General features: G+C 33.5%; 21 protein-coding genes. 10 read left to right on the top strand and 11 right to left on the bottom strand.

Features of this window, described 5'->3' with window-relative positions; translation table 11 throughout:
- Positions 1-149 precede the first annotated feature (149 nt).
- From AAEO59_RS12505 to AAEO59_RS12480, 6 genes are all read right to left on the bottom strand, one after another.
- Positions 150-875, bottom strand: a complete 726-nt coding sequence (locus AAEO59_RS12505; RefSeq protein WP_341701082.1) for a LytR/AlgR family response regulator transcription factor — start codon at positions 873-875, stop codon at positions 150-152.
- Positions 876-889: 14 nt separating this feature from the next.
- Positions 890-1,927, bottom strand: a complete 1,038-nt coding sequence (locus AAEO59_RS12500) for a sensor histidine kinase (protein ID WP_341701081.1) — start codon at positions 1,925-1,927, stop codon at positions 890-892.
- A 29-nt stretch (positions 1,928-1,956) separates the two neighbouring features.
- Positions 1,957-4,530, bottom strand: coding sequence for a TonB-dependent receptor (locus AAEO59_RS12495; protein ID WP_341701080.1), 2,574 nt, complete (start codon positions 4,528-4,530; stop codon positions 1,957-1,959).
- 287 nt (positions 4,531-4,817) lie between these two features.
- Positions 4,818-5,672, bottom strand: coding sequence for a fumarylacetoacetate hydrolase family protein (locus tag AAEO59_RS12490; RefSeq protein ID WP_341701079.1), 855 nt, complete (start codon positions 5,670-5,672; stop codon positions 4,818-4,820).
- A gap of 89 nt (positions 5,673-5,761) precedes the next feature.
- Positions 5,762-6,526, bottom strand: a complete 765-nt coding sequence (locus tag AAEO59_RS12485; protein ID WP_341701078.1) for an SDR family NAD(P)-dependent oxidoreductase — start codon at positions 6,524-6,526, stop codon at positions 5,762-5,764.
- 132 nt (positions 6,527-6,658) lie between these two features.
- On the bottom strand, positions 6,659-8,299 hold the full coding sequence (locus tag AAEO59_RS12480) for a UxaA family hydrolase (RefSeq protein WP_341701083.1): 1,641 nt from the start codon (positions 8,297-8,299) through the stop codon (positions 6,659-6,661).
- Between the two features lie 427 nt (positions 8,300-8,726).
- Here AAEO59_RS12480 and AAEO59_RS12475 point away from each other — a divergent pair, with 427 nt between their 5' ends.
- On the top strand, positions 8,727-9,593 hold the full coding sequence (locus tag AAEO59_RS12475; protein WP_341701077.1) for an AraC family transcriptional regulator: 867 nt from the start codon (positions 8,727-8,729) through the stop codon (positions 9,591-9,593).
- Between the two features lies 1 nt (position 9,594).
- Here the strand turns inward: AAEO59_RS12475 and AAEO59_RS12470 are convergent, their stop codons facing one another.
- From AAEO59_RS12470 to AAEO59_RS12455, 4 genes are all read right to left on the bottom strand, one after another.
- A complete protein-coding gene (locus AAEO59_RS12470) occupies positions 9,595-11,682 on the bottom strand; it encodes a TonB-dependent receptor (protein WP_341701076.1) in 2,088 nt (695 codons plus the stop codon).
- 15 nt (positions 11,683-11,697) lie between these two features.
- A complete protein-coding gene (locus AAEO59_RS12465) occupies positions 11,698-13,386 on the bottom strand; it encodes a GH39 family glycosyl hydrolase (protein ID WP_341701075.1) in 1,689 nt (562 codons plus the stop codon).
- A 150-nt stretch (positions 13,387-13,536) separates the two neighbouring features.
- Positions 13,537-14,577 (bottom strand): PLP-dependent cysteine synthase family protein, encoded by a 1,041-nt coding sequence (locus AAEO59_RS12460; protein ID WP_341701074.1) that lies wholly within the window; start codon positions 14,575-14,577, stop codon positions 13,537-13,539.
- A gap of 71 nt (positions 14,578-14,648) precedes the next feature.
- Positions 14,649-16,709: a S9 family peptidase gene (locus AAEO59_RS12455; RefSeq protein WP_341701073.1), complete on the bottom strand. Its 2,061-nt coding sequence runs from the start codon at positions 16,707-16,709 to the stop codon at positions 14,649-14,651.
- A 113-nt stretch (positions 16,710-16,822) separates the two neighbouring features.
- Between AAEO59_RS12455 and AAEO59_RS12450 the strand changes: the two genes are divergently transcribed.
- A complete protein-coding gene (locus tag AAEO59_RS12450) occupies positions 16,823-17,170 on the top strand; it encodes a YbaB/EbfC family nucleoid-associated protein (protein ID WP_341701072.1) in 348 nt (115 codons plus the stop codon).
- Positions 17,171-17,236: 66 nt separating this feature from the next.
- Here the strand turns inward: AAEO59_RS12450 and AAEO59_RS12445 are convergent, their stop codons facing one another.
- Positions 17,237-18,256 carry a threonine aldolase family protein gene (locus tag AAEO59_RS12445; RefSeq protein ID WP_341701071.1) on the bottom strand — a complete coding sequence of 340 codons (1,020 nt, stop codon included), beginning with the start codon at positions 18,254-18,256 and terminating at the stop codon, positions 17,237-17,239.
- Positions 18,257-18,337: 81 nt separating this feature from the next.
- Between AAEO59_RS12445 and prfB the strand changes: the two genes are divergently transcribed.
- The 8 genes from prfB (at position 18,338) to AAEO59_RS12405 (ending at position 24,416) form a co-directional block, all read left to right on the top strand.
- Positions 18,338-19,436 (top strand): peptide chain release factor 2 gene (prfB, locus tag AAEO59_RS12440; RefSeq protein WP_341701070.1). Its coding sequence is split into 2 segments (ribosomal slippage): positions 18,338-18,400 and positions 18,402-19,436, totalling 1,098 coding nucleotides; the frame shifts between segments, so codons are not numbered across the junction.
- A 454-nt stretch (positions 19,437-19,890) separates the two neighbouring features.
- A complete protein-coding gene (locus tag AAEO59_RS12435) occupies positions 19,891-20,460 on the top strand; it encodes a pentapeptide repeat-containing protein (protein ID WP_341701069.1) in 570 nt (189 codons plus the stop codon).
- Between the two features lie 95 nt (positions 20,461-20,555).
- A complete protein-coding gene (locus AAEO59_RS12430; protein ID WP_341701068.1) occupies positions 20,556-21,152 on the top strand; it encodes a hypothetical protein in 597 nt (198 codons plus the stop codon).
- Between the two features lie 32 nt (positions 21,153-21,184).
- Complete coding sequence (locus tag AAEO59_RS12425) at positions 21,185-22,003, top strand: hypothetical protein (RefSeq protein ID WP_341701067.1); 819 nt, start codon at positions 21,185-21,187, stop codon at positions 22,001-22,003.
- Between the two features lie 2 nt (positions 22,004-22,005).
- The gene (locus AAEO59_RS12420) at positions 22,006-22,656 is read left to right on the top strand and encodes a hypothetical protein (RefSeq protein ID WP_341701066.1); all 651 of its coding nucleotides are present in this window, start codon (positions 22,006-22,008) and stop codon (positions 22,654-22,656) included.
- A 2-nt stretch (positions 22,657-22,658) separates the two neighbouring features.
- Positions 22,659-23,126, top strand: a complete 468-nt coding sequence (locus AAEO59_RS12415; protein WP_341701065.1) for a 2-dehydro-3-deoxyphosphooctonate aldolase — start codon at positions 22,659-22,661, stop codon at positions 23,124-23,126.
- Positions 23,127-23,154: 28 nt separating this feature from the next.
- Entirely contained in the window at positions 23,155-23,517 is a 363-nt protein-coding gene (locus AAEO59_RS12410; RefSeq protein WP_341701064.1) for a DUF1304 domain-containing protein, read from the top strand.
- An 89-nt stretch (positions 23,518-23,606) separates the two neighbouring features.
- A complete protein-coding gene (locus AAEO59_RS12405; protein WP_341701063.1) occupies positions 23,607-24,416 on the top strand; it encodes a hypothetical protein in 810 nt (269 codons plus the stop codon).
- Positions 24,417-24,469: the final 53 nt, after the last annotated feature.

Here is a 24,469-nt window from a genome sequence, read left to right as displayed (position 1 = left end):
GAAGAATCGCAATGGAACTTAGAGATATGATTACAGCGATTTTGATAATATTCGCAGGTGGAAATCCTGATAAAGTATTTAAAACATAAAAAAATGGCCAGAATTTCTTCCGACCATGACTACCCAATGGAGAAACATTTTTTAAATTTTCATTCCAACGAATTCTCAGAGAGATAATTCATAAACTGGGTCCGGTATTGTTCAGACACTGTGATACGTTGTTTATTAATTACAATTTGATGGCGCTCTACCTCTTCAACATTTTTAAGCGAAACAATAAAAGAACGATGAACACGCATAAATTTGTCTGCTGGTAATTCTTCTTCCATGGTTTTTAAACTCATTAAGGTAAGAATGGGCTGTGGCTCGTTTTTAAGCCAAATTTTGATATAATCTTTCAAACCTTCTAAATACAAAACGGAATCCAATTGAATCTTAAGTTGTTTAAAACCTGACTTGACATATATAAATTCCATCTGATCGGTCTTTTCTTTTTTGGCTTTTCTAGTCATCGAAAACCAATCTCTGGCTTTATTCACTGCGGTAAAAAACTCATTATAATCAAATGGTTTTAGCAAATAATCAATAGCCTCCGCTTTTAGTCCTTCTAATGCGTATTGATCGAAAGCGGTAGTAAAAATAATCCGGGTAGATTTAGGTAGTAGTTTAGCCAATTCTAAACCCGTTAAATCAGGCATTTGAATGTCTAAAAAAATCAAATCGACACGTTCTTCATTTAAAAAATCCAAAGCCTCAATTGCACTATTGCATTTTTTTAAAAGTTGCAAAAAAGGCGTTTTATCCACATAGCTTTCTACTAAGTTTAAAGCCATCGGTTCATCGTCTACAATTAAACAAGTTATTTTGTCTGACATGGATTTGGTATATCTTAAATTTCTAAAATTAGATTCACTACAAAAAAACCATCTTCAACCACTGCGGTAAACTGATGTTTTTCAGGATACAATAATTGCAATCTTTTCTCCATATTTTGCAAACCAATACCTGAACCACTTTTATCACTATCCGTTTTAGGGAAATTATGGTTTTTTGTGCTAAAATCAATACTGTTTCCTTCGACCTTCATTTTAAATATAATCTCCGTTTCCTGACTCGCCGAAACGCCATGTTTAAAGGCATTTTCGATTAAAGAAATGAACAACAAAGGAGCTACCTGAAGATCATTATTTAATATTGAAAAATCATATTCAATTTTAGTGTTTTCGGTATAACGCAGCTTCATCAACTCTATATAATTCGTTATAAACTGAATTTCACTTATTAAACTTACCTTTTCATTATTAGTTTGATACAACAAATAACGCATTAGTTTACTTAGACTATGAATAGTTTGTTTAGCTTGTTCAGGTGCAATATCTACTAATGAATAAATATTATTTAAAGAATTAAAAAAGAAATGCGGTTGCAATTGGTATTTTAAATGTTGTAATTCTGATTCCAATTTAATAGTCAATGCTTCTTTGCGCTCGGCTTCTGTTTTTATCCATCGTTCCGTGGTTTTCAAAGCGATTGAAAAAACCACCGGAACGATAAAAAAAAGAATATCAATATAAATAAATAAATTTCGGGATGGCTTAAAGGAGTCATGATTGTCTTTATGAATAAAGATATGATGAAAGAAATAATCTTTTACCTGATTGTTAACCCATATAAAAAAAGCAATCAAAATAGCATTAGAAGCCAGAAATAAAATTGTCTTTTTTGTAAAAAGGAAACGCTCAATAAATACAAAATAGTTGGTATAAAAAATAAGTACATAAAAAGACAATGGAACCCAGGAAAAAACAATAACAGCCTGAATAGCCTGATTTTGCCCTGATGAGAGTAAATAAGGAAAGCTAAATAAAACCGTCCAAACCATCAAATGGTAAAATATTGTCGCTAGCTTACTTTTCAAAAAACTCATATTCTTTATTTAGGCTTTTAAAACTTTATTTATTGTGCCCCCTGCATTGCGCCTTGCATCCCTTCAGATTCTCCTTTCATGTTTTTTCTCTTCAATATTGAGGCGTCCATTTGTCCAAATTTATAACTAAAATTCAATTTAAACATTGGAGCATCATTAAGTCTGTAGCTATTTTGAATAAAAAAATCACTTTCTGAATATTGTCTGTAACTTCTTGATCTGAAAATATCATTAACACTTAGCGTTAAAGTTGCCGCATTATTTTTAAGGAAGCTTTTCTGTAAAGCTAAATCTACCCCATAATTAGATTTTACATATCCTTGTGACGAACTTTGCGAACCGCTATTTTGTGGACCACCCATTCCACCTCCACCTTGATTCACTGGCAAATTAGTCTTTGACTGATAAGTTCCTGATAACTGAATTTTGTAATTAGAAGGTAATTTAAAATTATTATTCATTTTCAAAAACCAACTGGTAATAGCATCTTGTGAAGTTCCGGTAACATTATCTGTATCAATTTTTGAATTATAAATATTCAAATTCGTATTGGCATCCCACCATTTAGTAAAAGTGTTTTGAGCAGTAAATTCAGTTCCAATACTTCTGCTTGAATTAGCATTCACATAAGTACTCAATGGTCTTTTTACTCCGTCAGCTGTAATAGTATCCATGTATCGGGTTATTAAATCTTTCGATCCTTTGTAATAAACAGAAACTAATAAAGAGTTATTTCCTTTGAATTTCTTAGAAAAAGACGCTTCCAATGAATTAATAAATTCTGGTTTTAAACCTGCATTTCCCCGACTCCAGTTTAGCGGATCTGTTGAATCAATAAATGGAATTACCTGCATAAAAAATGGCCTGTTTACTCTTCTGGAATAATTAAGTTGCACATCTTCATTATCATTTAATTTCTGACTTAAAAACACCGATGGAAATAAACTAACTGGATAATTATTGCTAAATGTTTGTTTGGTATCAGTAAGTTCACCTTCATAATTTGAACTTTCAGCTCTTAAACCAACCTTATATCCAAAGTTATTGATTGTATTGGAAAAAGTTGCATAAGCCGCATAAACGTTGTCTTTATTTTTGTAGTTACTACTCGATGACGACACAAGGTCAAAAGAATTAGTTGAATTATTAAAAATATAATTCCCCTGACTATTGGTCATATCCTTCATTTGAACTCTTAATCCAGCCTCAATTTTTCCTTTTTCACCAATAGGATTTACATAATCTGTTTGGATCGTTTGAAACTTATTTGTTCCGTTTCCTATTAAATTTTGAAGAGTTGTCCCTTGTTGAACACCTCCATAAACATCAAAAATATTGGTGCTATACAAGGCATTTGTTTCATTTTTTCCCGAAAAAATATTAAAATCTCCTGTAAGTTCTTCCCCTTCTTTTTTAAATAAATATTTGAATCCTCCTGTTACTCCGGTAGCATTAAAAATCCTGCTATTAGTTGTGGTTCTTTCGCTATAACTAAGCTGAGATCCGCCATCATAAATACTGTCTGTTTTTAGAAAATCATTCGGACTCATGTCTCCATGTACTTTAATAGCACCTAAAGACAAGGTCAATCTGTTACTTAAAAAATAATCAATCCCGAATTTACCAAACAGAAAACCACCGTTCATCTTGTTTTTACTGTTTTGATCTACCAATAAATTAGGCGAACTTACTAAGTTTCTAATCTCTGTAGTTCCTTTATTTACATTTTTAGACTGGTTACCAAATGTGTTTACGGATATATTAAATTTATCTTCTCTTAAATTAAAACCGGCTCCACCATTCAATCCGCCTCTTTTATCAACTCCGGCATTAATATTACCATTGTAACCGTTTTTTTTATTTTTCTTTAAAACCAAATTCAATATCCCTGCATTTCCTCCAGAAGCGTCATATTTAGCCGAAGGATTCGTTATAATCTCTACGCTTTCAATGGCATCTGACGGAATTTGGTCTAAAGTTAAAGTAGTCGGGCGACCATCAATATAAATTTGAGGTGTAGCATTTCTTAAAGTTACATTTCCGTCAATATCAACATTTACTGAAGGCACATTTTTCATTAAATCGGCAGCTGTACCTCCTACACTAACTAGATTTTTTTCCACATTAAAAACTTTTTTATCAATATCCATTGTAAGTCCCTTTTTTCCAGAAATAACAACTACTGACTGTAATTCTTCTGTTTTTACAGTTAATACAATATCACCTAAATCTCTATCTAAATCAGGAAGCTTAAAACTAGGTGCCCCTCCATTTCCAGAAGGCTGTACTGCTTTATTTTGAGCATTTATAACACCTTTTTCTGCATTATTATTTGATGGAAAATCAATAAAAGTAAATTTCTTATCTATATCCTCAAATCCGATGGCGGCAATTTTCAAAGTATATTTATTTGTCAGAGCCAAAGATTCGAATCTAAATTCCCCATTAGCTTTTGTGATATTTACGTCAACTAAAACTTCTTTGACTTTTTTAGTTTGCGGATCCATTTTAGATTGCATCAATGTAACTGTAACGTCGCTCAATGATTTTTTTTCGTTGTCTACGATTTTACCATATACAATCCCATTTGATGGAATTGACATTTTACCAGTTGGTGCTTGGGCTGGGCTTTGTGCAAATATTGAAATCGTAAACCCGAAGAGTAATAATAAGAAACAATAATTTTTCATAATAAGGAAAATGAATGATTTTTTTAATTTGCGTCAAAACTCCGAACTAATTATTCCTTACAATAACGCAATAGACAATCCCCCTGAATAGATAGACAGAAAGTCTTTTTGAATAGATGAGAATTTCTGAAAAAAGAACAAAAAAAAGAGCATTGAATCTTAAATCCAATACTCCTTTTTAAAATTTATTTACTAAAAACTTATTTCGAATAAGCTACAGCAACTTGTTTACTTGTACCTAAACCTTCTATTCCTAATTCGATAACATCTCCTGCTTTTACATAAATAGGATCTGGTTTAATACCTAAACCTACTCCCGGAGGTGTTCCTGTACTGATAACATCACCAGGAAGCAAAGTCATAAACTGGCTTAAATAATGTACTAAAAATGGAATTTTAAACACTAAGTTAGATGTATTACTGTTTTGGAATTTTTTTCCATTAACAGATAACCACATTGGAAGATTGTTTACATCGGCAATTTCATCCTGAGTCGCTAAGTATGGTCCAAGAGGCGCAAAAGTATCACAACCTTTACCTTTAGCCCATTGTCCCCCCATTTCGATTTGGAAAGCTCTTTCGCTGTAATCGTTTAATAAGCAATAACCCGCTACATAATCTAAAGCTTCAGCTTCTTCAACATAACTTGCTTTTTTACCTACTACAAAAGCTAATTCTACTTCCCAGTCTGTTTTTTCACTTCCTTTAGGGATAATCACATTATCATTTGGCCCACATAAAGAAGTAGTCGATTTAAAGAAAATGATTGGTTCTGTTGGAATTGGAGCACCAGTTTCATGACAGTGATCCACATAATTTAAACCAATGCAAATGATTTTTGAAGGTCTGGCAACAGCTGAACCTAAACGAACATCAGCTCCCACTTCAGGAAAAGAAGTCCCGGCATCGATAGCCGCTTTTAATTTTTCTAAACCATTATTCTCAAAAAAAGATTCGTTATAATCAGTTACAATTGAAGAAACATCATATCTTTTTTCACCCACTAAAATTCCTGGTTTTTCGCTTCCTTCTGCTCCAAAACGTATTAATTTCATTTTTTTATATTTAAATTTTTATTCTTTTATATTCAAAATTCCCAACCACTAAGATAATAAGCTTTTTGCAAAAAACCTTAGCACCTTTTTTAGTTATTCAACTTAATAAATCCTCCGTCAATTGGATAATCTGATCCTGTAATAAATCCTGCTTCCTCACTAGCTAAAAACAAAGCAAGAGTAGCAATTTCTTCTGGTTTACCCATTCTTCCTATCGGTTGTGATTTGGATAATTTATCAAAAATTTCAGCTTCATTTCCAGGATAGTTTTTAGCAATAAATCCATCTACAAACGGTGTATGAACACGCGCAGGAGAAATCGAGTTACAACGAATATTTTCGTTGATGTAATCTCTGGCAACTGACAATGTCATAGACATCACCGCACCTTTAGCTGTAGAATAAGCAAAACGATCCGAAATTCCAACCCACGAAGCAATCGAAGCCATATTTACAATAGCTCCACCACCCGACTTACGGAATTGAGGAATTGAAGCATACAAACAGTTGTAAACACCTTTTACGTTTACATCCATAATTCTGTCAAAATCAGCTTCTCCAGTTGTGTCTACTTTTCCAACGTGAGCAATTCCGGCATTGTTAACCAAAATATGGATATTACCAATTTTTTCAAAAGTAGCTACCACCTCATCGTGTTTAGCAACATTACAGGCGTGAGCAAACACTTTTCCACCTTCGGCAGTAATTTCGTCAACTGTATTTTGAGCACTTTCAGCAGTTAATTCTAAAATATGAACCTCAGCGCCTTGTTTAGCAAATAAAACAGAAATAGCTTTTCCAATTCCGCTTCCACCACCGGTTATGATTGCTTTTTTATCTTTTAATGAGAACATAAATTTTATTTTTTTTTAAGATTGAATAAATTCAACGCAAGATAATAATTAATTTTTCTTTCTTTTTCTTTAATTTAAAACAAATCTACCTCAACTTTTGATGAAATAAATAGTCTCTTCAATAATTACTCTTTACAGCGACACACCACGTTTCCATGGAATGAAATCATCTTGATTTAGCAACACCGCTTTTGGAATAATCTCGCCACTTGCTGCTTTAATACAATATTCTAAAATATCCTCCCCCATTTCTTCAATCGTCTTTTCTCCACTAATAACTGGACCACAATCAATATCAATAATATCACTCATTTTTTTTGCTAACACAGAATTAGTCGCCACCTTAATCACTGGACAAACTGGATTTCCTGTTGGTGTTCCCAAACCTGTGGTAAACAAAATTAATGTAGCTCCAGATGCGGCTTGTCCTGTAGTTGCTTCAACATCATTACCAGGGGTACAAACTAAATTTAATCCTGATTTAGTAGCTATTTCGGTATAATCGAGTACATCAATTACTGGTGCTGTTCCTCCTTTTTTGGCTGCACCCGCACTCTTAATTGCATCAGTAATCAATCCGTCTTTAATATTTCCTGGCGATGGATTCATATGAAAACCGGAACCTACTTGGTGTGCCAAAGCATCGTAAGACTGCATCAAATTGATGAATTTTTTTGCTGATGCTTCTGTTGTACAACGATCAATTAAATTTTGCTCTACACCGCACAATTCAGGAAACTCAGCTAACAACACTTTACCCCCCAAACCTATCAATAAATCTGAAGTGTAACCCACTGCTGGATTTGCCGAAACACCACTAAATCCATCACTTCCTCCGCATTTTACACCAATACACAATTCACTTAATGGAGCTGCGGTTCTTTGATTTTTGTTAATTTCAACTAAACCTTCAAAAGTTTTTTTAATAGCATCAGCTACTAATTGTTCCTCACTTTGAGCAGATTGTTGTTCGAAAACATACATAGGTTTATCAAAAGATGGATTTTGTCTTTTAACATCATTCATAAAATTTTGTACTTGCAAATGTTGACATCCCAAACTTAAAACCGTAATTCCAGCCACATTAGGATGATTAGCATAAGAAGCCAACAAAGTACTTAGCGTATCTGAATCCTGACGTGTTCCACCACAACCTCCTTGATGATTAAGAAATTTAATCCCATCAACATTCTGAAACACACGATTTGTGCTAAAACTTGGATTCAATTGTATTCCGACCGAATTTAAATCTTCTCCCTCCTGATAAGCTTTCAACAATTGATGCGTAAACTGATTGTACTTATCACTAACAGAATATCCTAATTGGTTGTGCAATGCTTCCTTTATTACATCAAGGTTTCGATTTTCACAAAATACCGTAGGCACAAAAAGCCAATAATTAGCAGTACCAACTTTACCATCACTTCTTTTATAGCCGTTAAATGTTCTTTCTTTGTATTTAGAAAGATCTGGTGCCTGCCAAGTATAATCTACATGACGGTATCCATAAGGTTCCGCTGCGTGTTTAAGATTAGCTGTTGTCATCAGGCTTCCCTTAACTACATCATTTTGAACTTTACCCACTAAAACACCATACATAATCACATCATCTCCTGTATTTAAATCAGAGGTATAGAATTTATGTTTTGCTTTAATCGTATCCTGAAGAAGATATGTTTGTTCTTCAAAAACCACTTTTTGTCCTTTTGTTAAATCAGTTAATGCCACCAATACACTATCATTGGGATGCATTTTAACCACTAATCTTTTTATTTCCATTATCGTAGAATTTATATTTTTTAATTTATTTAACTGTCAACATCAATACTTCTTACAATTACAGAATAACTGATTCTGAATCTAAAACGTTATAGTTTTCCAAGCTATCTCTTTAAATTCTCCCATTGCCACTATTATTTTATCTTTCAAATTGAAATTCATTTTAAATGCCATTTTAGCATAAAAGAAAATTTCACAAGCTATAACTTCGTTTCAGAAGATAAAATAGTCTTAGTTTATTAAAATATTCACAAAAAAGACAATTTAACAACCCACAATATTTAATCCAATATCTATCTAATTATCAAACAATTAATATCTTTAATTTATCAAAATATAAAAAAATAAAGGTACTACGCCCTATAACTATATAATAATTCGATTTTATCCTTATCTAATTATTAATTATCTTTGAAAACTGATGAAACTAGAAAAAACAAAAATATCGTCTTATCTCAATAGTGCCATTTCTGTGCTCTCAAGAGAAGAAGCTTTCTTCCAGGCTCCTTTTCATTCGCACCCGGAACTAGAATTGGTTTATGTTAAAGAAAGTTTTGGCAAACGAATTATAGGGAATTCCGTTGCTCCATTTGAATCGGGTGACCTGGTATTTCTGGGATCAGACATTCCGCATGTATGGTTAAATGACGAAATTTATTATCACAACATCAATAAATTGAAGGCAAAAGCCATCGTAGTTTATTTTAATAAAGATATTTTTGGTCCTGCATTTTACGAATTAAAAGAAGCCCAGAAAATCAACAGCCTTTTTGAAAAAGCGAAAAAGGGACTTTCAATAAAAGGAAAAACCAACAAACTAATTGCTGAAAAACTAGAACAATTAGTCCTCAAACAGGATCTTGAGGTAATCATTGGACTTTTTGAAATTTTATCCATTCTATCAGTAACTACTGATTTGGAATTTATAAACAGCGAAACCTATACACCTACCAATGTTTCTTTCAAAAAAGACCGTCTTTCAGACGTTTACCAATACATCAAAGACAATTACAAAAAAGAGATTTCACTGGACGAAGTGGCTCAAATTGCCAATCTGACACCGACATCTTTTTGCAGGATGTTCAAATCAAGAACCAAAAAGAATTTCATTGAATACCTAAACGAAATACGCATATCAAATGCCTGTAAACACCTTATAGAAACCGATATGAGTGTTTCGGAAATAGCCTATGAATGTGGATACAAAACTGTTTCTAACTTCAATAAGCTATTCAAAAAGAACACGGGAAACACACCTAAAGAATACAAAAACAAAATAGCCCGCTAACTTAGTTAAAAGTATAAACGGCGTTAAAACCACCATAATAATTCACTGGATTGCCCGAGTAATAATAACGGGCCGGAGCAGTTCCAAAACCAACAGCATTAGGCAATACACTCGCAGCATATTTCTCATTCAATACATTTTGAATTCCTGCATTCATTTCCATTTTTAATTTTTTAAGGATATAAAAAACATAGCTGGCTTTAGCATCAAGAAGTTGGTATCCTTTTGTTTCTTTCGAATTCGCATCATCAAGATATCTTTTTCCTGTATATCGATAAGAAGCATTGAAACTCCAACCCATTGCCGTTACTAACTCAAGTCCTGCATTCATTTGTACATTAGGTACAGCCGGCAACAATTTCCCAGAAAAATCAGTATCTCTGTCTACAAAATTTTTAAATTTAAAACGAGTGATTGTCCCCGAAAAATAAGGATTCAACTGAATATTTACATTAGCATCAAATTTATAGCTCACTACGAATTCCATTCCCTGATGCGAACTTTCTCCGGCATTAATTCCCACATATTGATCTTCGGCAACTCTGCGTGCTACTAATAAATTGCTAATTTGAGTGGAATAAAAAATCAATTCCGTATAAAGCTTGGTGCCTAAAAAATTCCCTTTAAAACCTATTTCATAATTAACCCCTATTTCAGGTTTTAAATCGGTATTAATTTGCCCTTCAGCTGTTAGTGTTTCAGCAACTACCGGAATAGAAAATCCTTTACTCAACGAAGCATAAATATTTTTACCATCAGCTATTTTATAAGACAAACCCAATCGAGGCGACCAAATGCTTTCAAAGCTGTAATTTTGCTTTGTTCCTGTTTGCGAAAAAATATCCGTCTGATCATAATGAGTTGTATTGAATGCAATTCCGGTTTCCAGACTGAGTTTTGTTGCAAGTTTGGTTTCCATTTGAAAAAAAACATTCCAATAACGTCTGTTTTGTTCCATTTCACTAAATCGATCACCTTGTAAACTTCCATTTCCGGAATTAGACTGATACAAATTTCTAAATAGGGAAAAATTATAATTCTCCGTTATCAATTCAGTTCCAACGCTAATAATATTAGGCAAAGTAAACAGAGAAGCCAAATAATTTACTTTGGAACGAAAACCTACCGATTTGGTTTTATCTTCCAATATATCAAAAGGCCGGGTTTCGTAAGCGTTATTCAAATTAGAAAAAAGACTAATATCAGCCGACCAATTTTCAGAAAACTGATGTTCAAATCCCAAACCGGCTAACAATTTATCATAGGATTCATAACCTTTTGCAGCGAGCCAAGTTGGAGCCGCTGATTTTGGATTGTTATTAAAAGCGTTTTCACTTATCGAACTTGGTATAAATGCCTTTAATCGAGTTGCAATCCCAAAAAATGATAAAGAACTTTTGTTGGAAAGCTGCTGTTTGCCAAACAAATTCAGGGATTTTCGGTTATAATTGCTATTTGCTCTGTAACCTTGTTGTTCTAAATTGCTATAATTAGCAAAAACAGTTGATTTTGAATCGTTATAACCCGTTGACAAAACTTGTTTCATCAACCCAAAACTCCCAAAAATACTTCCTGATTTTGCAAAAGTAGTTGACGTATTTAATTGTTTTGCTTTCAAACTGATAACACCTCCCAAACCGGCACCAAAACTGGTAGAATTAGGTCCTTTTATAATTTCGATTCCGCCTAAAGCTTCCAAATCAATATCCTCTAAAACTGTTTCTCCTTCAGCGTCAGAAAGCGGAACTCCTTCAAAATAAGCCTTTATTCTGCTTGTACCGTATTGCGTTCTCGCCCCGATACCGCGAATAGTAATTCTATTAGTATTCAAAGCCCCCTGTTGCATATAAACGCCGGGAATTTTATTTAAAACCGGAGTCAGGATTACGCCGTCTGCCTGATTGATTTCTTTTTCACTTATAATAGATATAGCAGCCGCAGAATTTTGAATTGTATTACGAATAGGAGAACTAGTTAATACTAAATCCGACAAAGTAACGGTGTCTTTCTTTATCTGTCCAAAAACGGAAACACCAAACAATAAAATCAATACAGAAATTGAGCAAGCGGACTTTTTTATATGAAACATTAACTTATCTTTTTATTACCAATCCAATTTAACTAAAGCTACAGCTTGCCTTTTTAATTGCAATACAACATTTGCTTTTCCTGATTTTACTGCTATTTTTTTATTCGAAATTGACTCTAATTTTCCGGATTTTTCTAAAACCAGAATTTGTTCTGAAGTTGGATTTTGTGGCGAACCCATTTTTTTCCAAACTTCGTATGAATTGCTATGATCTTGATCGATAATGTAGATTTTCAAATTGGCTTTTTTGACAGGAATATTGCTAATAGTTAAATCAACAGCTTCGACAGCTCCCTGCTCATCTTTATCATGATAACTCCAAAGCATCACAGCCGTAGATCGAGCATCAGCACTTGCCAATGCCCCAATATCTGATTGATTACCGCGAATGCTTTTTTCAAGAACCGCTTCTAAAGGATACATTCTATTACTCACAGCTTCAACTCTATTACCCTTCATCATTCCAAACATTCTGAATACATTCAAAACCGGTTTATCGACTCCGTTTGTTGCTAAATCCCTGAAACCATAAAACCAGGGCTGGTTTTCAAATTCAAAAGACCAGGAAACCGCTCCTAAAAAGTTAGCTTTGGTTTTATCGGCCAATAAATATTTACGGGCAAAAGAAGCAGCGGTATAACTAGAATACATCGTTCCGTTTCGATAAGCATTCTCCGGATTGGTTGCCATGCCGCAAGCGGCACAACCCTCAGGATCAGATTCTCCAATGATAACAGGCAAATTCTTCGTTTCAGGATAAGACATTGTGATTTTAAAACCAGCCTGAATATCCCTCAACTGTGGCGCCATATCCATCATAACTGTGCCATCCACTAATCTTGGACGACCTTTAGCATGAAAAAGAATCGCTTCTAACGGACTCCCCGTTTTTCCGGTAGCATAATTAGTACCTGATATACAATGTTTGATGAAATTATTCATCCATTCAGTAGCCCCTTTTCCGGAAGTTCCTGCAATATTCAAACCACCTATTTTAGCGGTTGGCAATGCTCTTTTTAAACCATCGGCTGCATAATCATATAATTTAAAAAATTCTTCCTGAGTGCCTTTCCAATAGTGTCCGTTAGCCTCATTCCATACTTCCCAATACCAACTCTCTACTTCTTTTTTACCATAACGCTCAACGGAATGCTTTACCCATTCGTAAACGAGATTACGCCATTTTTCATAATCCTTTGGCGGATAAGCCCAACCCGTAATTATATCGGTATAAGGATCACCTGGTTTCCAGTAATGCCTGTAAGGACTTGGATGTGTTGACAAAGCTTCAGGCATAAAACCTATTTGTGCCAAGGGTTTCATGCCTCTTTTCACATAAGTATCAAAAATACTATCCACAATTTTCCAATTATAAACCGGATTTCCATTGGCATCCTCAGTATAAGCATTAGTAGACCCCCATTTTAAAGCCGCAACTCCATCACCGCTCACCAGCAAACTGTGCGTACGAACATATACAGGAACAGGGCTCAAATCGGCGATTTCAGAAAGTAGTTTTTTACCATCTTTCATATAGGTATAATTAGGCTCATCATAGCCAAACCAAGCCCAAACAGCTTTCATTGGAGCTATTTCTTTTTTTAAATCAACTGTTATTAAAGCTTTTTGTTGCAGCTGTGCCTGAAGAGATACACACGATAGAGAGAACACTGCTACTAAGAAGTAATTGGATAATTTTAGCATGGTTAATTTGGATTTGGTTGAATAGAAAACTAAAATAGTACTTTTTAATTCAAAACTTTAAATATTTCTATAACAATATCTTAAAATCAATTTCTTCCAAAAAAAAACTCCAGATTACTCCGGAGTTCTATATTTTGAAAATAGAAAAATCTATTTTATCATTTCAATTTTTTGAACATCTTCTTCGTTAATACTATCAAAGAATCCTTGTTCATTCATCCAGTCATCACTGAATACTTTACTCATGTAACGAGAACCATGATCTGGGAAAATAGCAATTACATTACTGTTTTCATCAAATTCTCCTTCTTCGGCATATTGCTTTATCGCTTGCAAAACAGCTCCTGAAGTATAACCAACAAACATTCCTTCTTTTCTGGTAATTTCTCTAGCTGAGTGCGCACTTTCTTCATCTGTTACTTTCATAAATTTGTCAATAACATCAAAATCAGTCGCCGATGGGATTAAGTTTTTCCCTAATCCTTCAATACGGTAAGGATAAATTTCTTTAGAATCAAATTCTCTGGTTTCATGATATTTTTTCAATACAGAACCAAAAGCATCAACACCTAAAACTTTAATATTTGGATTTTGCTCTTTTAAGAATTTAGCAGTTCCTGAGATAGTACCTCCTGTTCCGCTACAAGCAACAAGGTGTGTAATTTTTCCGTTAGTTTGTTTCCAAATTTCAGGACCTGTAGTATTATAGTGGGCATCGATATTCAACTCATTAAAATACTGATTGATATAAACCGAGCCTTTTGTTTCTTCGTGTAGTCTTTTAGCAACACTGTAGTAAGAACGCTCATCATCTGCAGAAACATGTGCCGGACAAACATACACTTTTGCCCCCATACTGCGAAGCATGTCAATTTTATCTTTAGATGATTTAGAACTTACAGCTAAAATGCAATTATAACCTTTGATAATACTAACCATTGCTAAACTAAAACCAGTATTACCGGAAGTAGTTTCTATAATGGTGTCACCAGGAGATAAAATACCTTTTTTTTCTGCTTCTTCAATAATGTATAACGCAATCCTATCTTTTGAGGAATGTCCCGGATTGAAAGCTTCTACCTTAGCATAGAAATTACCTTCTAAATTTTCCGTGACTTTGTTTATCTTGATAAGAGGTGTATTTCCTATCAGTTCTAAAACATTATTATAAGCATTTATTTCTTCTTTCATAAAAAAATAGTTAATCAAGATTAAGTTTTATTTAACCTGGATACGCAGCAAATTTAACAAAAAAAAACTAATTAGATTTTAATTTTTTCCAAATCTAGTAAAAAACTAAATTCTTTGGCTAATTCTTTTAACGCTTCAAACCTTCCTGAAGCACCTCCATGGCCTGCATCCATGTTAGTATCTAAATACAAAACATTATCATCTGTTTTATACGCTCTCAATTTTGCAACCCATTTAGCTGGTTCCCAATACTGTACCTGAGAATCATGTAAACCGGTAGAAACATACATATTTGGATATCGTTTTTCTTTAACATTATCATATGGCGAATAAGAGCGCATGTATTGATAGTATTTTTTAACATTTGGATTCCCCCATTCATCATATTCTCCAGTAGTCAAAGGGATACTTTCATCCAACATTGTAGTCATTACATCTACAAAAGGAACCTGCGCAATTACACCATGATACAACTCCGCTGCCTCATTAATAATTACTCCCATCAACAATCCTCCTGCCGAACCTCCTTCGGCATACAAATGTTCCGGTGAAGTATATTTTTGCGCAATTACATGCTTTGAACAGTCAATAAAATCATTGAAAGTATTTTTCTTTTGGAGTAATTTCCCATCCTCATACCAATGCCTTCCTAAATCTTCTCCCCCACGAATGTGCGCAATCGCATATACAAATCCTCTATCTAACAATGATAATCGAGTTGAAGAAAAATAAGTATCCATTGAGTGTCCGTAAGAACCATAAGCGTAAAGCAATAACGGATTTTTTCCGTCTTTTTTTAATTCTTTGCGATAAACCATCGAAATAGGAACTTTAACACCATCTCGCGCTGTTGCCCAAATACGTTCTTCGATATAATTATTTTTATCAAATGTACCTCCTAAGACTTCTTGCTCTTTTTTAACTTCTTTCTCTTTAGTACGCATATTGAAATCAATTACCGATGAGGGTGTCGCCATCGATTGATAACTGTAACGCAGAATTTCTGTTTCAAAATCAACATTGGTTGATGTGTAAGCCGTGTAAGTTTCACTATCAAATGGTAAATAATATTCTTCCTTACCATCCCAAGTCATAATTCGGATTTTATTCAAACCTCCCTGACGCTCTTCGACTACTAAATATTTAGAAAAAATTTCAATATCTTCTATCAAAACATCTTCACGGTGTCCTATAATTTCAACCCAGTTTTCGGCCGTTGTCGCATTTTCAGGAGTTTTCATCAACTTAAAATTCTCGTCATCATCTTTATTGGTCAGAATATAAAAACTATCATTGTAATGATTAATACTATACTCTACTCCTCTTTTTCGTTTTTGAAAAATTTTAAATTTCCCATCAGGATTATCAGCATTCAAGATGCGATACTCGCTTGTTAACGTACTACCAGACTCAATTGCTAAATATTTTCTGGATTTTGACTTATTAATATCAACACTAAAAGTATCGTCTTTTTCAAAATAAACTAACACATCCTCTTCCTGTTTCGCCCCGAGTTTATGTTTGAAAATCTTGTCTGAGCGTAAAGTTTGCTCATCCTGTTTTGAATAAAAAATCGTCTTATTATCGTTAGCCCAAACTGCCGAACCAGTAACCTTTTCGATTTTGTCTTCCAAAATTTCACCGGTTTCCAAATTTTTAACCTGAATAGTATAAATTCTCCTACCAACAATGTCAGTACTAAAAATTGCCAATTTATTATCTGGACTAATACTCATTCCGCCCAATTTGAAATAAGCCTGACCTTCGGCCAACACATTACAGTCAAAAAGAATTTCTTCTTCAGCCGAAAGACTTCCTTTTTTTCGGGAATAAATAGGATAATTTTTTCCGGTTTCAAACCTCGTAATATAGTAATAACCATTGTACAAATAAGGCACCGACTCGTCTTCTTCCTTAATTCTCGCTTTCATTTCCTCATACAAATCCTTTTGAAAATCCTGCGTATGAGCGGTCATTTGCTGGTAATACTCATTTTCTTTATTCAAGTAATCAATTACTTCTGGGTTTTCTCTATCGTTCAACCAGAAATAATTATCCACCCTTAGATCCCCAAACTTTTCCATTTCTTTAGGGATTATTTTAGCAATAGGTGCTTGTATTTTTTCTATCATGTAGTAAATCTTCTTTTTTAATAAAAGCTTGCGCAAAAATAGGAGAAACCATTTCGAATACGAATAGGCTTTTCATCAATTTTAACATTGTATTCTGTGTAAAAATAATACTTTTGTTATCAAATTTTAAAAAAGAAAAAATGGATTTAATGGGAATGATGGGTAAACTGAAAGAAACCCAAAACAAAATTGAAGCAACTAAAAAACGTTTAGATACTGTTCTTGTTGATGAACAGAGCACTGATGGCTTATTGAAAGTTACTATTACAGCTAACAGAAAAATAAAATCATTGACAATTGCCGATGAATTGCTGGAAGACAAAGAACAACTAGAAGATTATATGATTTTAGTGCTTAATAAAGCGATTGAAAAAGCAACTAAAGTAAACGAAGCCGAACTGGATGCTGTGGCAAAAATGGATATGCCTATGATTCCGGGAATGGACAATTTGTTTAAATAAGAAATTAGAGGTTAGAAATTAGAAGTGCATACTTCCCCATTCTAACCTCTAACCTCTAACTTCAATCTACATTTTCGACAAAGTCTCAATCACATAAGTATGCATTACTTCGCGGTAATCTAAATGAGTCACGATACGCAATTTTCGATTTCCAATAGTGCTAATCGAAATATTTTTTTGTTTGAGTTTTTCAATCAAAACCTCTTCACTATATCCTGATACCAAAGAAAAAATTAAGATATTCGTTTCAACCGGTTCTATGGTTTCAACCCAGTCTTTTTTCTTAAGTACATTGGCTAATTCTTTGGCGCGACGATGATCTTCTGTCAATAATTTGATATTATTTTCCAAAGCATAAAGCGCTCCAGCAGCTAAATAACCTGATTGACGCATAGCACCACCCAATACTTTTCTGATTCTCAAAGCACGCTGAATGGTTTCTTTATTTCCTAATAAAACCGAACCAACCGGAGCTCCTAATCCTTTTGAGAAACAAACCGAGATCGTATCAAAAATTTTCCCGAAATCTTTTGGATTCTGTCTTTTGGCCACCAATGCATTCCAAATTCTGGCGCCGTCTAAGTGTAATTTCAAATTTTTGGCATCGCAAACAGCTTTAATTTTTTCCAAATCCTCCATTTCATAACAAGCTCCGCCTCCAATATTAGTGGTATTTTCCAAACACACCAAAGAAGTTAACGGACTATGAAAAAAATTAGGTTTATTGATTGCCGCAGCCACCTGATCCGCAGTGATCATTCCTCTTTTACCATCAATTAAACAACAGGAAACACCACTATTAAATGAAACTCCTCCTGCCTCGTAATGAAAAATATGTGCGTTTTTATCAGCAATTAATTGGTCTCCGGGTTGCGTATGTAGTTTAATGGCTGTTTGATTTGCCATCGTACCTGATGGAAAAAACAAGCCTGCTTCCATCCCAAAAATAGCCGCCACTCTTTCTTCCAATTCATTAACCGTGGGGTCTTCCTTGTAAACATCATCACCCACATCAGCACTGAACATATATTGTAACATTTCGTAGGACGGTTTTGTTACCGTATCACTAACTAAATTTATTTGCATTTTTATATTTTTTATCCAGACCCGAATAACGGTAGTCCTACTTATTTTTTACTATTTTTGCGCAACAAAATTACATAATTTATGACAACTACCGAACAAATTAAAGGTATTGTAGAACGCCTTGGTGCGTTGAGGAGGTATCTTTGACGTTGATGCCAAACTTATCGAAATTGCTAACGAAGAAGAGAAAACCTTTGCTCCCGACTTTTGGAACAACGCCAAGGAAGCAGAACTTATTGTAAAAAATCTTCGAAACAAAAAAAAGTGGATTGAAGACTACGAAAAGGCTGTTGCTTTGAATGACGAACTGCAATTAGCTTACGAATTTTACAAAGAAGGAGAACTCACCGCCGAGGAATTAGACGAACAATACCAACTGACCGAATATCATATTGAGGGTATCGAATTTAAAAACATGCTCTCGGATGAAGGGGACAGTTTAAGTGCTGTTTTGCAAATTACTGCCGGTGCAGGTGGAACCGAAAGTTGCGACTGGGCTTCGATGCTGATGCGTATGTACATGATGTGGGGCGAAAAATACGGTTTCAAAATCAAAGAACTGAACTATCAGGAAGGTGACGTTGCGGGAATTAAAACCGTAACGCTGGAATTTGAAGGCGATTATTCTTTTGGTTACTTAAAAGGCGAAAATGGCGTACATCGTTTGGTGCGTATTTCTCCTTTTGACAGTAATGCTAAAAGACATACTTCGTTTGCTTCAGTTTACGTATATCCGTTGGTGGACGATAGTATCGAAATTGACATTAATCCTGCCGATATCGAAATCACTACATCCCGTTCCAGTGGTGCCGGAGGACAAAACGTAAACAAGGTAGAGACTAAAGTACAGCTGTATCACAAACCTACCGGAATCCAGATTCAGTGTTCGGAAACACGTTCGCAACAGGACAACAGACAACGTGCCATGCAAATGCTTCGTTCGCAGTTGTACGAAATCGAATTGAAAAAGAAACAGGCACAACGCGCTGATATTGAAGCCGGAAAAATGAAAATTGAATGGGGTTCACAAATACGTAATTACGTAATGCAGCCTTATAAACTGGTAAAAGACGTACGTACCGGTTATGAAACCAGCAACGTTGACGGCGTAATGAATGGTGAAATCGACGAATTCCTAAAAGCCTATCTGATGATGATGGGACAAAAGGAAGAAGAGTAGTACTCAGTTTGCAGTGGTCAGTATTTAGTGACCAGAGAGCAGAAAGCAGTATTCAGTATTCAGTGTTCAGTGTTCAGAAAACAGAAGGTAGATTTTAGAAATAAGAACGCAATCTAGCTTTCATTTTTTTTCTCAGACTTAACCGTCCTTAGCTTTCGCAGTCGAGTGTCAAATGTTTGAAGAATGCGTAAAAAGAAAAGCTGTTTGAGCGTTAGCGAGTTCTTTTCTTTTAGCATTCAAAAACTTATTTGACCGACGAGGAAGCGCAAGACTTGAAATCGAAGATTCATGAATACCAAAAAACAATAATAAAGCATGAATATTTTTTTGTTTCTTTTTTGATCAAGCAAAAAAGAAAATAATAAATTCATTTATAAAAAATCTTGATTTAATTCAAAATACAATATCCAAACCCGACAACTTTAAAACACTGTCGGGTTTAAACAACAAAAAAATGACCGAGTATTTCTTTGACCAACACTACAACGACACCCACTACGGTCAGGAAACTCTCAACCTCAAAGAATTTGAATCTTGTACCTTTAACAATTGCGTTTTTTCCGATTGCAATTTGATAGGTGTTACTTTTATCGATTGTCAATTTAACCACTGCGTTTTTAATACCGCTAAAATTAACCACACAGCATTTCGAACGACATATTTTAATCATTGCCAAATCAAAGAAGTCAATTTTGCTATGAGTGACAAACTCATTTTTGAAATACATTTTGACCATTGCACCTTAGATTTTTCCAAGTTTTACGCCTTAAAACTCAAAGGCATTACTTTTAATAATTCCAGTTTGATTGCAGTCGATTTTATGGCAACAGATTTAACCGCTGCACAATTCTACAACTGCGATTTATACCGTGCCGAATTTGAAAAAGCCAACGCTTCCAAAGTTGATTTCTCAACCAGCCGTAACTACACCATCGACCCTGAAAAAACCAAACTCAAAAAAGCGATTTTCGCTTTGGAAGGCTTAAAAGGGTTGCTTTATAAGCATGAAATAATAGTTAAGTAATCTTAACAAAAGCCTCTATATTTTGTAAGAAAAATTATTTCACAAAACAATAAAGTAAGAATATTTTCAATATATTTGGGATAAAATCAATAATAATGAAGATTATATCTCTTTACATCCTACTAACTCTCTCCCTCATTGCTAATGCTCAGGAAACCTACCAAAATAAAAAACTCGGCTTTAGCATGGAAAAACCAACCGATTGGATTGAAGCAAATCAAACAGAAACAATTGAAAATATCAAAGAACAAATCAAATTAAGCCCTGCTTTAATTGAAAAACTAATCACAGAAAACAAAGGAACTTTAGACATTGTTGCTTATTACAAATACCCTATTAACAGTGTTGACGGAGTTATTCCTACAATCAAAATTGTTCTAAGAAAAAATGGCACAAAATCACTAATAGCGTTTAAAAATGCCATTGAAACAAGTTACAGCAGTTTAAAAAGCTATTTTCCCGACTTCAGTTTTACAACAATACCAACGATAAAAGAAATCGACAGTAAAAAATCTATTTATACAGTTTGTAACTATACCATTAAGACAAAATCAAAGGCTGAAAAAGTAAATGCTACAGTGTATGCTGTTCCAATAGGCGACAAATTTTACCAAATCACCTTTATGGATTCTGAAAAAGAAGATTGCAAAGATTTCTTTGAGAAAATAGCAAAATCAATTCGTATAGATTAATCAACAAAAAGAACTAAAACCAATCCGCAACCATGAAACCAAAACACCTCTTTATTTTACTTTTTTCAACTCTTAATTGTATTGGACAATCAAAAAACAAAGAACAAATTCAAAAAAATTTAGATGAAGGCAAAAAATTATACCAATCAGAAATGGCTTCTTGGTATGGAACAGATATTTTTTTAGCCAAATATCCTGAGAGAGAGAAAATAGGCGGATATTTTTCCTATTCTGACAACGAAAAATCAAAATGTATTTTCTTTTCCAAAGAAGAAAATCCTAAAGTTATTGGAACGATTACTTTTGATGATTCATTTAACATAAACAAAGCAACAACTGATTTAGCCAACAGAAATTTTACAAAAAATGAACTTGATTATTATACCTTAAGACAAAATGCAAAAAAAGCATTAGAAAACGATACTTTAATTAAAAGTTACAACAACAGCAAACTAAATCTGATTCCTCTAATTTCAAAAGGAGAAAGAAAAGTTTACATTTTGACAGGTCCAAATGTAAATGGTGTCGTATTATTAGGTAACGATTACTTATTGAATTTTGATCAAAACAATAAATTCCTAAATCGTAAAGCATTACATAAAAACTTAATACCTATTCAATACAAAAAAGAACAAACTGAAGTTGAAACCATGCATAATCATCAAGCTGAAACGGGTGATTTTATTACTGCAACCGACATTTGTACTTTAATGCTTTATGAAAAATTCACCAACTGGAAAAATCATATTGTACTATCTAAAAACTACGCTTCCATATGGAATTGTAAAACCAATGAATTGAATGTCATTCCTGCTGAAGAATTTACCAAACAATTTGACAAAAAGGACTAACCATGAAAAAAAACATATTCTTACTGCTCATCATATTCTTTTCCATAAAAGCTGAAGCAAAAAAAGATATTTATCCTTTAACTTTAATTGCAGCAAAAGCAGATTTAATAGTTATTGGAGAAATTGACGTAGTAAAAGGAAACACTTATATATTCAAAATTAGCGAAAATTTAAAAGGTCAAAAATTTAAAACAATAACTGTAAAAATGTTTCAAGAATGGGACTGTGATCCACGCTGGGAAAAACCAAAAAAAGGACAAAAACTATGTTTATTTTTAACCAAAGATCAAAACGTTTGGGAAATAATAAACGGAAGTTCAGGAGAGATGTTTATCTCGGGAAATTTAATTTATTTAGGCGGAGAAGATTCAATGAAAATAGTAAATAATGAAATTACCCGAAATGACATGTCTTTAACTGAATTTAAAAATACCATTAAAGATTTTTGCAGTTGTTATTCATTTGTTGGAAAATTAGGATATCGCAATTACGATAAACCTCATTACATTTTACAAACTTGCAGTGACAGACAAATAGCGGAATTCGAAAAACGAAGTAAATTTTCAACTAAACTATTTGAAGAAATGAAAAGTTATAATGTCATAAAATTATTAAACCATCTTAATTTCTTACTAACCCCATCAAATTTCTAACCATGAAAAAGCTACTTATTCCACTTGTATTTATTGTAATTGCTTGCTCTGCTAAGAAAAAAACAATCGCCAACGAAGATAAAGGTGTTGGGGACACACGAACAAAAGCAGTAGAACTTCTGGATAACAACACTTACTTACTAACCGAACAAAGCGATGATAAAACCTATGGCTTCGACAAATCCAATCCTATAAAAGTAGGTGGTGTAAAAACCAATGAAGGACCTACTAATGAAAGAAGATTTCTAAATGCTTTATTTGGACCGGGAAATAAAAAAATGACCTATTTAAGAGCCGGCAGTTGTTGTGCTTTTAAAACCCCTAATGGTTATATCAACAACGTGGGATTACTTGACAGATACCGAGTAACTGAAATTGGCAGTAAAGACACATTAGACATTTATATCAATATGTATGATACCGGCGATTTGAAAATCCCTGTTGGTTTGAAAGCAAAAGTGAAAAAGTAATTAATTGAATCACATTAAAATAATATCTATGGAAATCTTTTCAAAAATTCTTATTGCAATTGTAGCTATAGAACATCTTTATATCATGTATTTTGAGATGTTTGCTTGGGAAACCATTGGCAAAAAAACATTCAAAAGTTTACCATCAGAATTATTCGCTCCAACCAAAGGATTAGCAGCTTATCAAGGATTATACAATGGTTTCTTGGCAGCGGGATTAATTTGGAGTTTTTGCATAACAGATCCTATTTGGCAAAAAAACATTGCCACATTCTTTTTAAGTTGTGTAATTATTGCCGGTGTTTATGGAGCTATAACAGCCAGCAAAAAAATATTTTTCATCCAAGCAATACCCGCAATCATAGCAATAATAGCATTAGTTATGAATTAATCTAATTAGTTTAATTTAAATCCTTTTTAATCAATTATATTCTAAAAAAAAAAAAACAGCTAGCGGTGAGACAAATAAACGAATAAATAATGACAGGAATATTAGCTCAAACTATTGCATTAACTTCTTACGGAAACGAATATTTGAAAACTGGAAAATCGACTGATTTTTTTCCTCAAAATTCTACTTTTCATCATTGTAATTCTGTAGATTTTAGAGAAATACAGAAGAAAAACCTTTTTACATCAAAGAAAGAAGTTGTTGTTGCCGAAAATCCCATTGAATGGTTTTTATTGTTGAAAAAAGAAAATTGTAGAAAACTTCGTTTATACTATCAAACAGAAAAATCAGACGACCATAAATTAGCTGGATTCGTAGGAGGCGGTGGAAATTGGTTTATTGAATGTATATATGATAACTACTCTGATTTTTGGATTAGTAATTGGACACACGATAAAAATCTAATTGAAAAACCTTGGATTGTTACTTATGGAAAAGCTGTTTCTAAACAATCAACAATTAATCTTCAATTTGATATAAATAGTACTAAGGAGAAACTAAAAAATATTCTTGAAAAAATAACTGAATTCGCTTTTAAAGAAACATCTGAAAATTGGGGTCAAATATTCGAAAAAGCAAAAAATACACTTCAAAATAATAATCCAGAAATTGATTTTTATCACGATAATTTAATTGTTTTAAGTAATTATTCTCTTGAAAACAGACAATTACTTATGTCAGCAAGCAAAGCTTTTGTTTTTGGTGGAATGGGTTCTTGGAACGATATGTGGTTTGAAAATGAAGAAACAGAAAAAGAATATAACTATTTATCGACAGAATTATATGGAATGATGATGACATCTATTGTTACTTCAATTAATAAAGATAATAATGAATAAGCCAGCCCCCTGCTCGCACAAACGGGACGCTTGCACCAGCGGTGAAATAATAA

This window comes from Flavobacterium flavipallidum (genome assembly GCF_038289905.1).
GTDB classification, from domain to species: Bacteria; Bacteroidota; Bacteroidia; order Flavobacteriales; family Flavobacteriaceae; genus Flavobacterium; species Flavobacterium flavipallidum.
Note: the sequence above shows the minus strand (reverse complement) of the source record. Positions and strands in the feature narration are given on the sequence as shown.

Bases quoted from the DNA above. Each gene is read 5' to 3' on its own strand.
- AAEO59_RS12505 (WP_341701082.1), bottom strand. From the start codon at position 875: ATGTCAGACAAAATAACTTGTTTAATTGTAGACGATGAACCGATGGCT.
- AAEO59_RS12500 (WP_341701081.1), bottom strand. From the start codon at position 1,927: ATGAGTTTTTTGAAAAGTAAGCTAGCGACAATATTTTACCATTTGATG.
- AAEO59_RS12495 (WP_341701080.1), bottom strand. From the start codon at position 4,530: ATGTCAATTCCATCAAATGGGATTGTATATGGTAAAATCGTAGACAAC.
- AAEO59_RS12490 (WP_341701079.1), bottom strand. From the start codon at position 5,672: ATGAAATTAATACGTTTTGGAGCAGAAGGAAGCGAAAAACCAGGAATT.
- AAEO59_RS12485 (WP_341701078.1), bottom strand. From the start codon at position 6,526: ATGTTCTCATTAAAAGATAAAAAAGCAATCATAACCGGTGGTGGAAGC.
- AAEO59_RS12475 (WP_341701077.1), top strand. From the start codon at position 8,727: ATGAAACTAGAAAAAACAAAAATATCGTCTTATCTCAATAGTGCCATT.
- AAEO59_RS12470 (WP_341701076.1), bottom strand. From the start codon at position 11,682: ATGTTTCATATAAAAAAGTCCGCTTGCTCAATTTCTGTATTGATTTTA.
- AAEO59_RS12465 (WP_341701075.1), bottom strand. From the start codon at position 13,386: ATGCTAAAATTATCCAATTACTTCTTAGTAGCAGTGTTCTCTCTATCG.
- AAEO59_RS12460 (WP_341701074.1), bottom strand. From the start codon at position 14,577: ATGAAAGAAGAAATAAATGCTTATAATAATGTTTTAGAACTGATAGGA.
- AAEO59_RS12455 (WP_341701073.1), bottom strand. From the start codon at position 16,709: ATGATAGAAAAAATACAAGCACCTATTGCTAAAATAATCCCTAAAGAA.
- AAEO59_RS12445 (WP_341701071.1), bottom strand. From the start codon at position 18,256: ATGCAAATAAATTTAGTTAGTGATACGGTAACAAAACCGTCCTACGAA.
- AAEO59_RS12435 (WP_341701069.1), top strand. From the start codon at position 19,891: ATGACCGAGTATTTCTTTGACCAACACTACAACGACACCCACTACGGT.
- AAEO59_RS12430 (WP_341701068.1), top strand. From the start codon at position 20,556: ATGAAGATTATATCTCTTTACATCCTACTAACTCTCTCCCTCATTGCT.
- AAEO59_RS12425 (WP_341701067.1), top strand. From the start codon at position 21,185: ATGAAACCAAAACACCTCTTTATTTTACTTTTTTCAACTCTTAATTGT.
- AAEO59_RS12420 (WP_341701066.1), top strand. From the start codon at position 22,006: ATGAAAAAAAACATATTCTTACTGCTCATCATATTCTTTTCCATAAAA.
- AAEO59_RS12415 (WP_341701065.1), top strand. From the start codon at position 22,659: ATGAAAAAGCTACTTATTCCACTTGTATTTATTGTAATTGCTTGCTCT.
- AAEO59_RS12410 (WP_341701064.1), top strand. From the start codon at position 23,155: ATGGAAATCTTTTCAAAAATTCTTATTGCAATTGTAGCTATAGAACAT.
- AAEO59_RS12405 (WP_341701063.1), top strand. From the start codon at position 23,607: ATGACAGGAATATTAGCTCAAACTATTGCATTAACTTCTTACGGAAAC.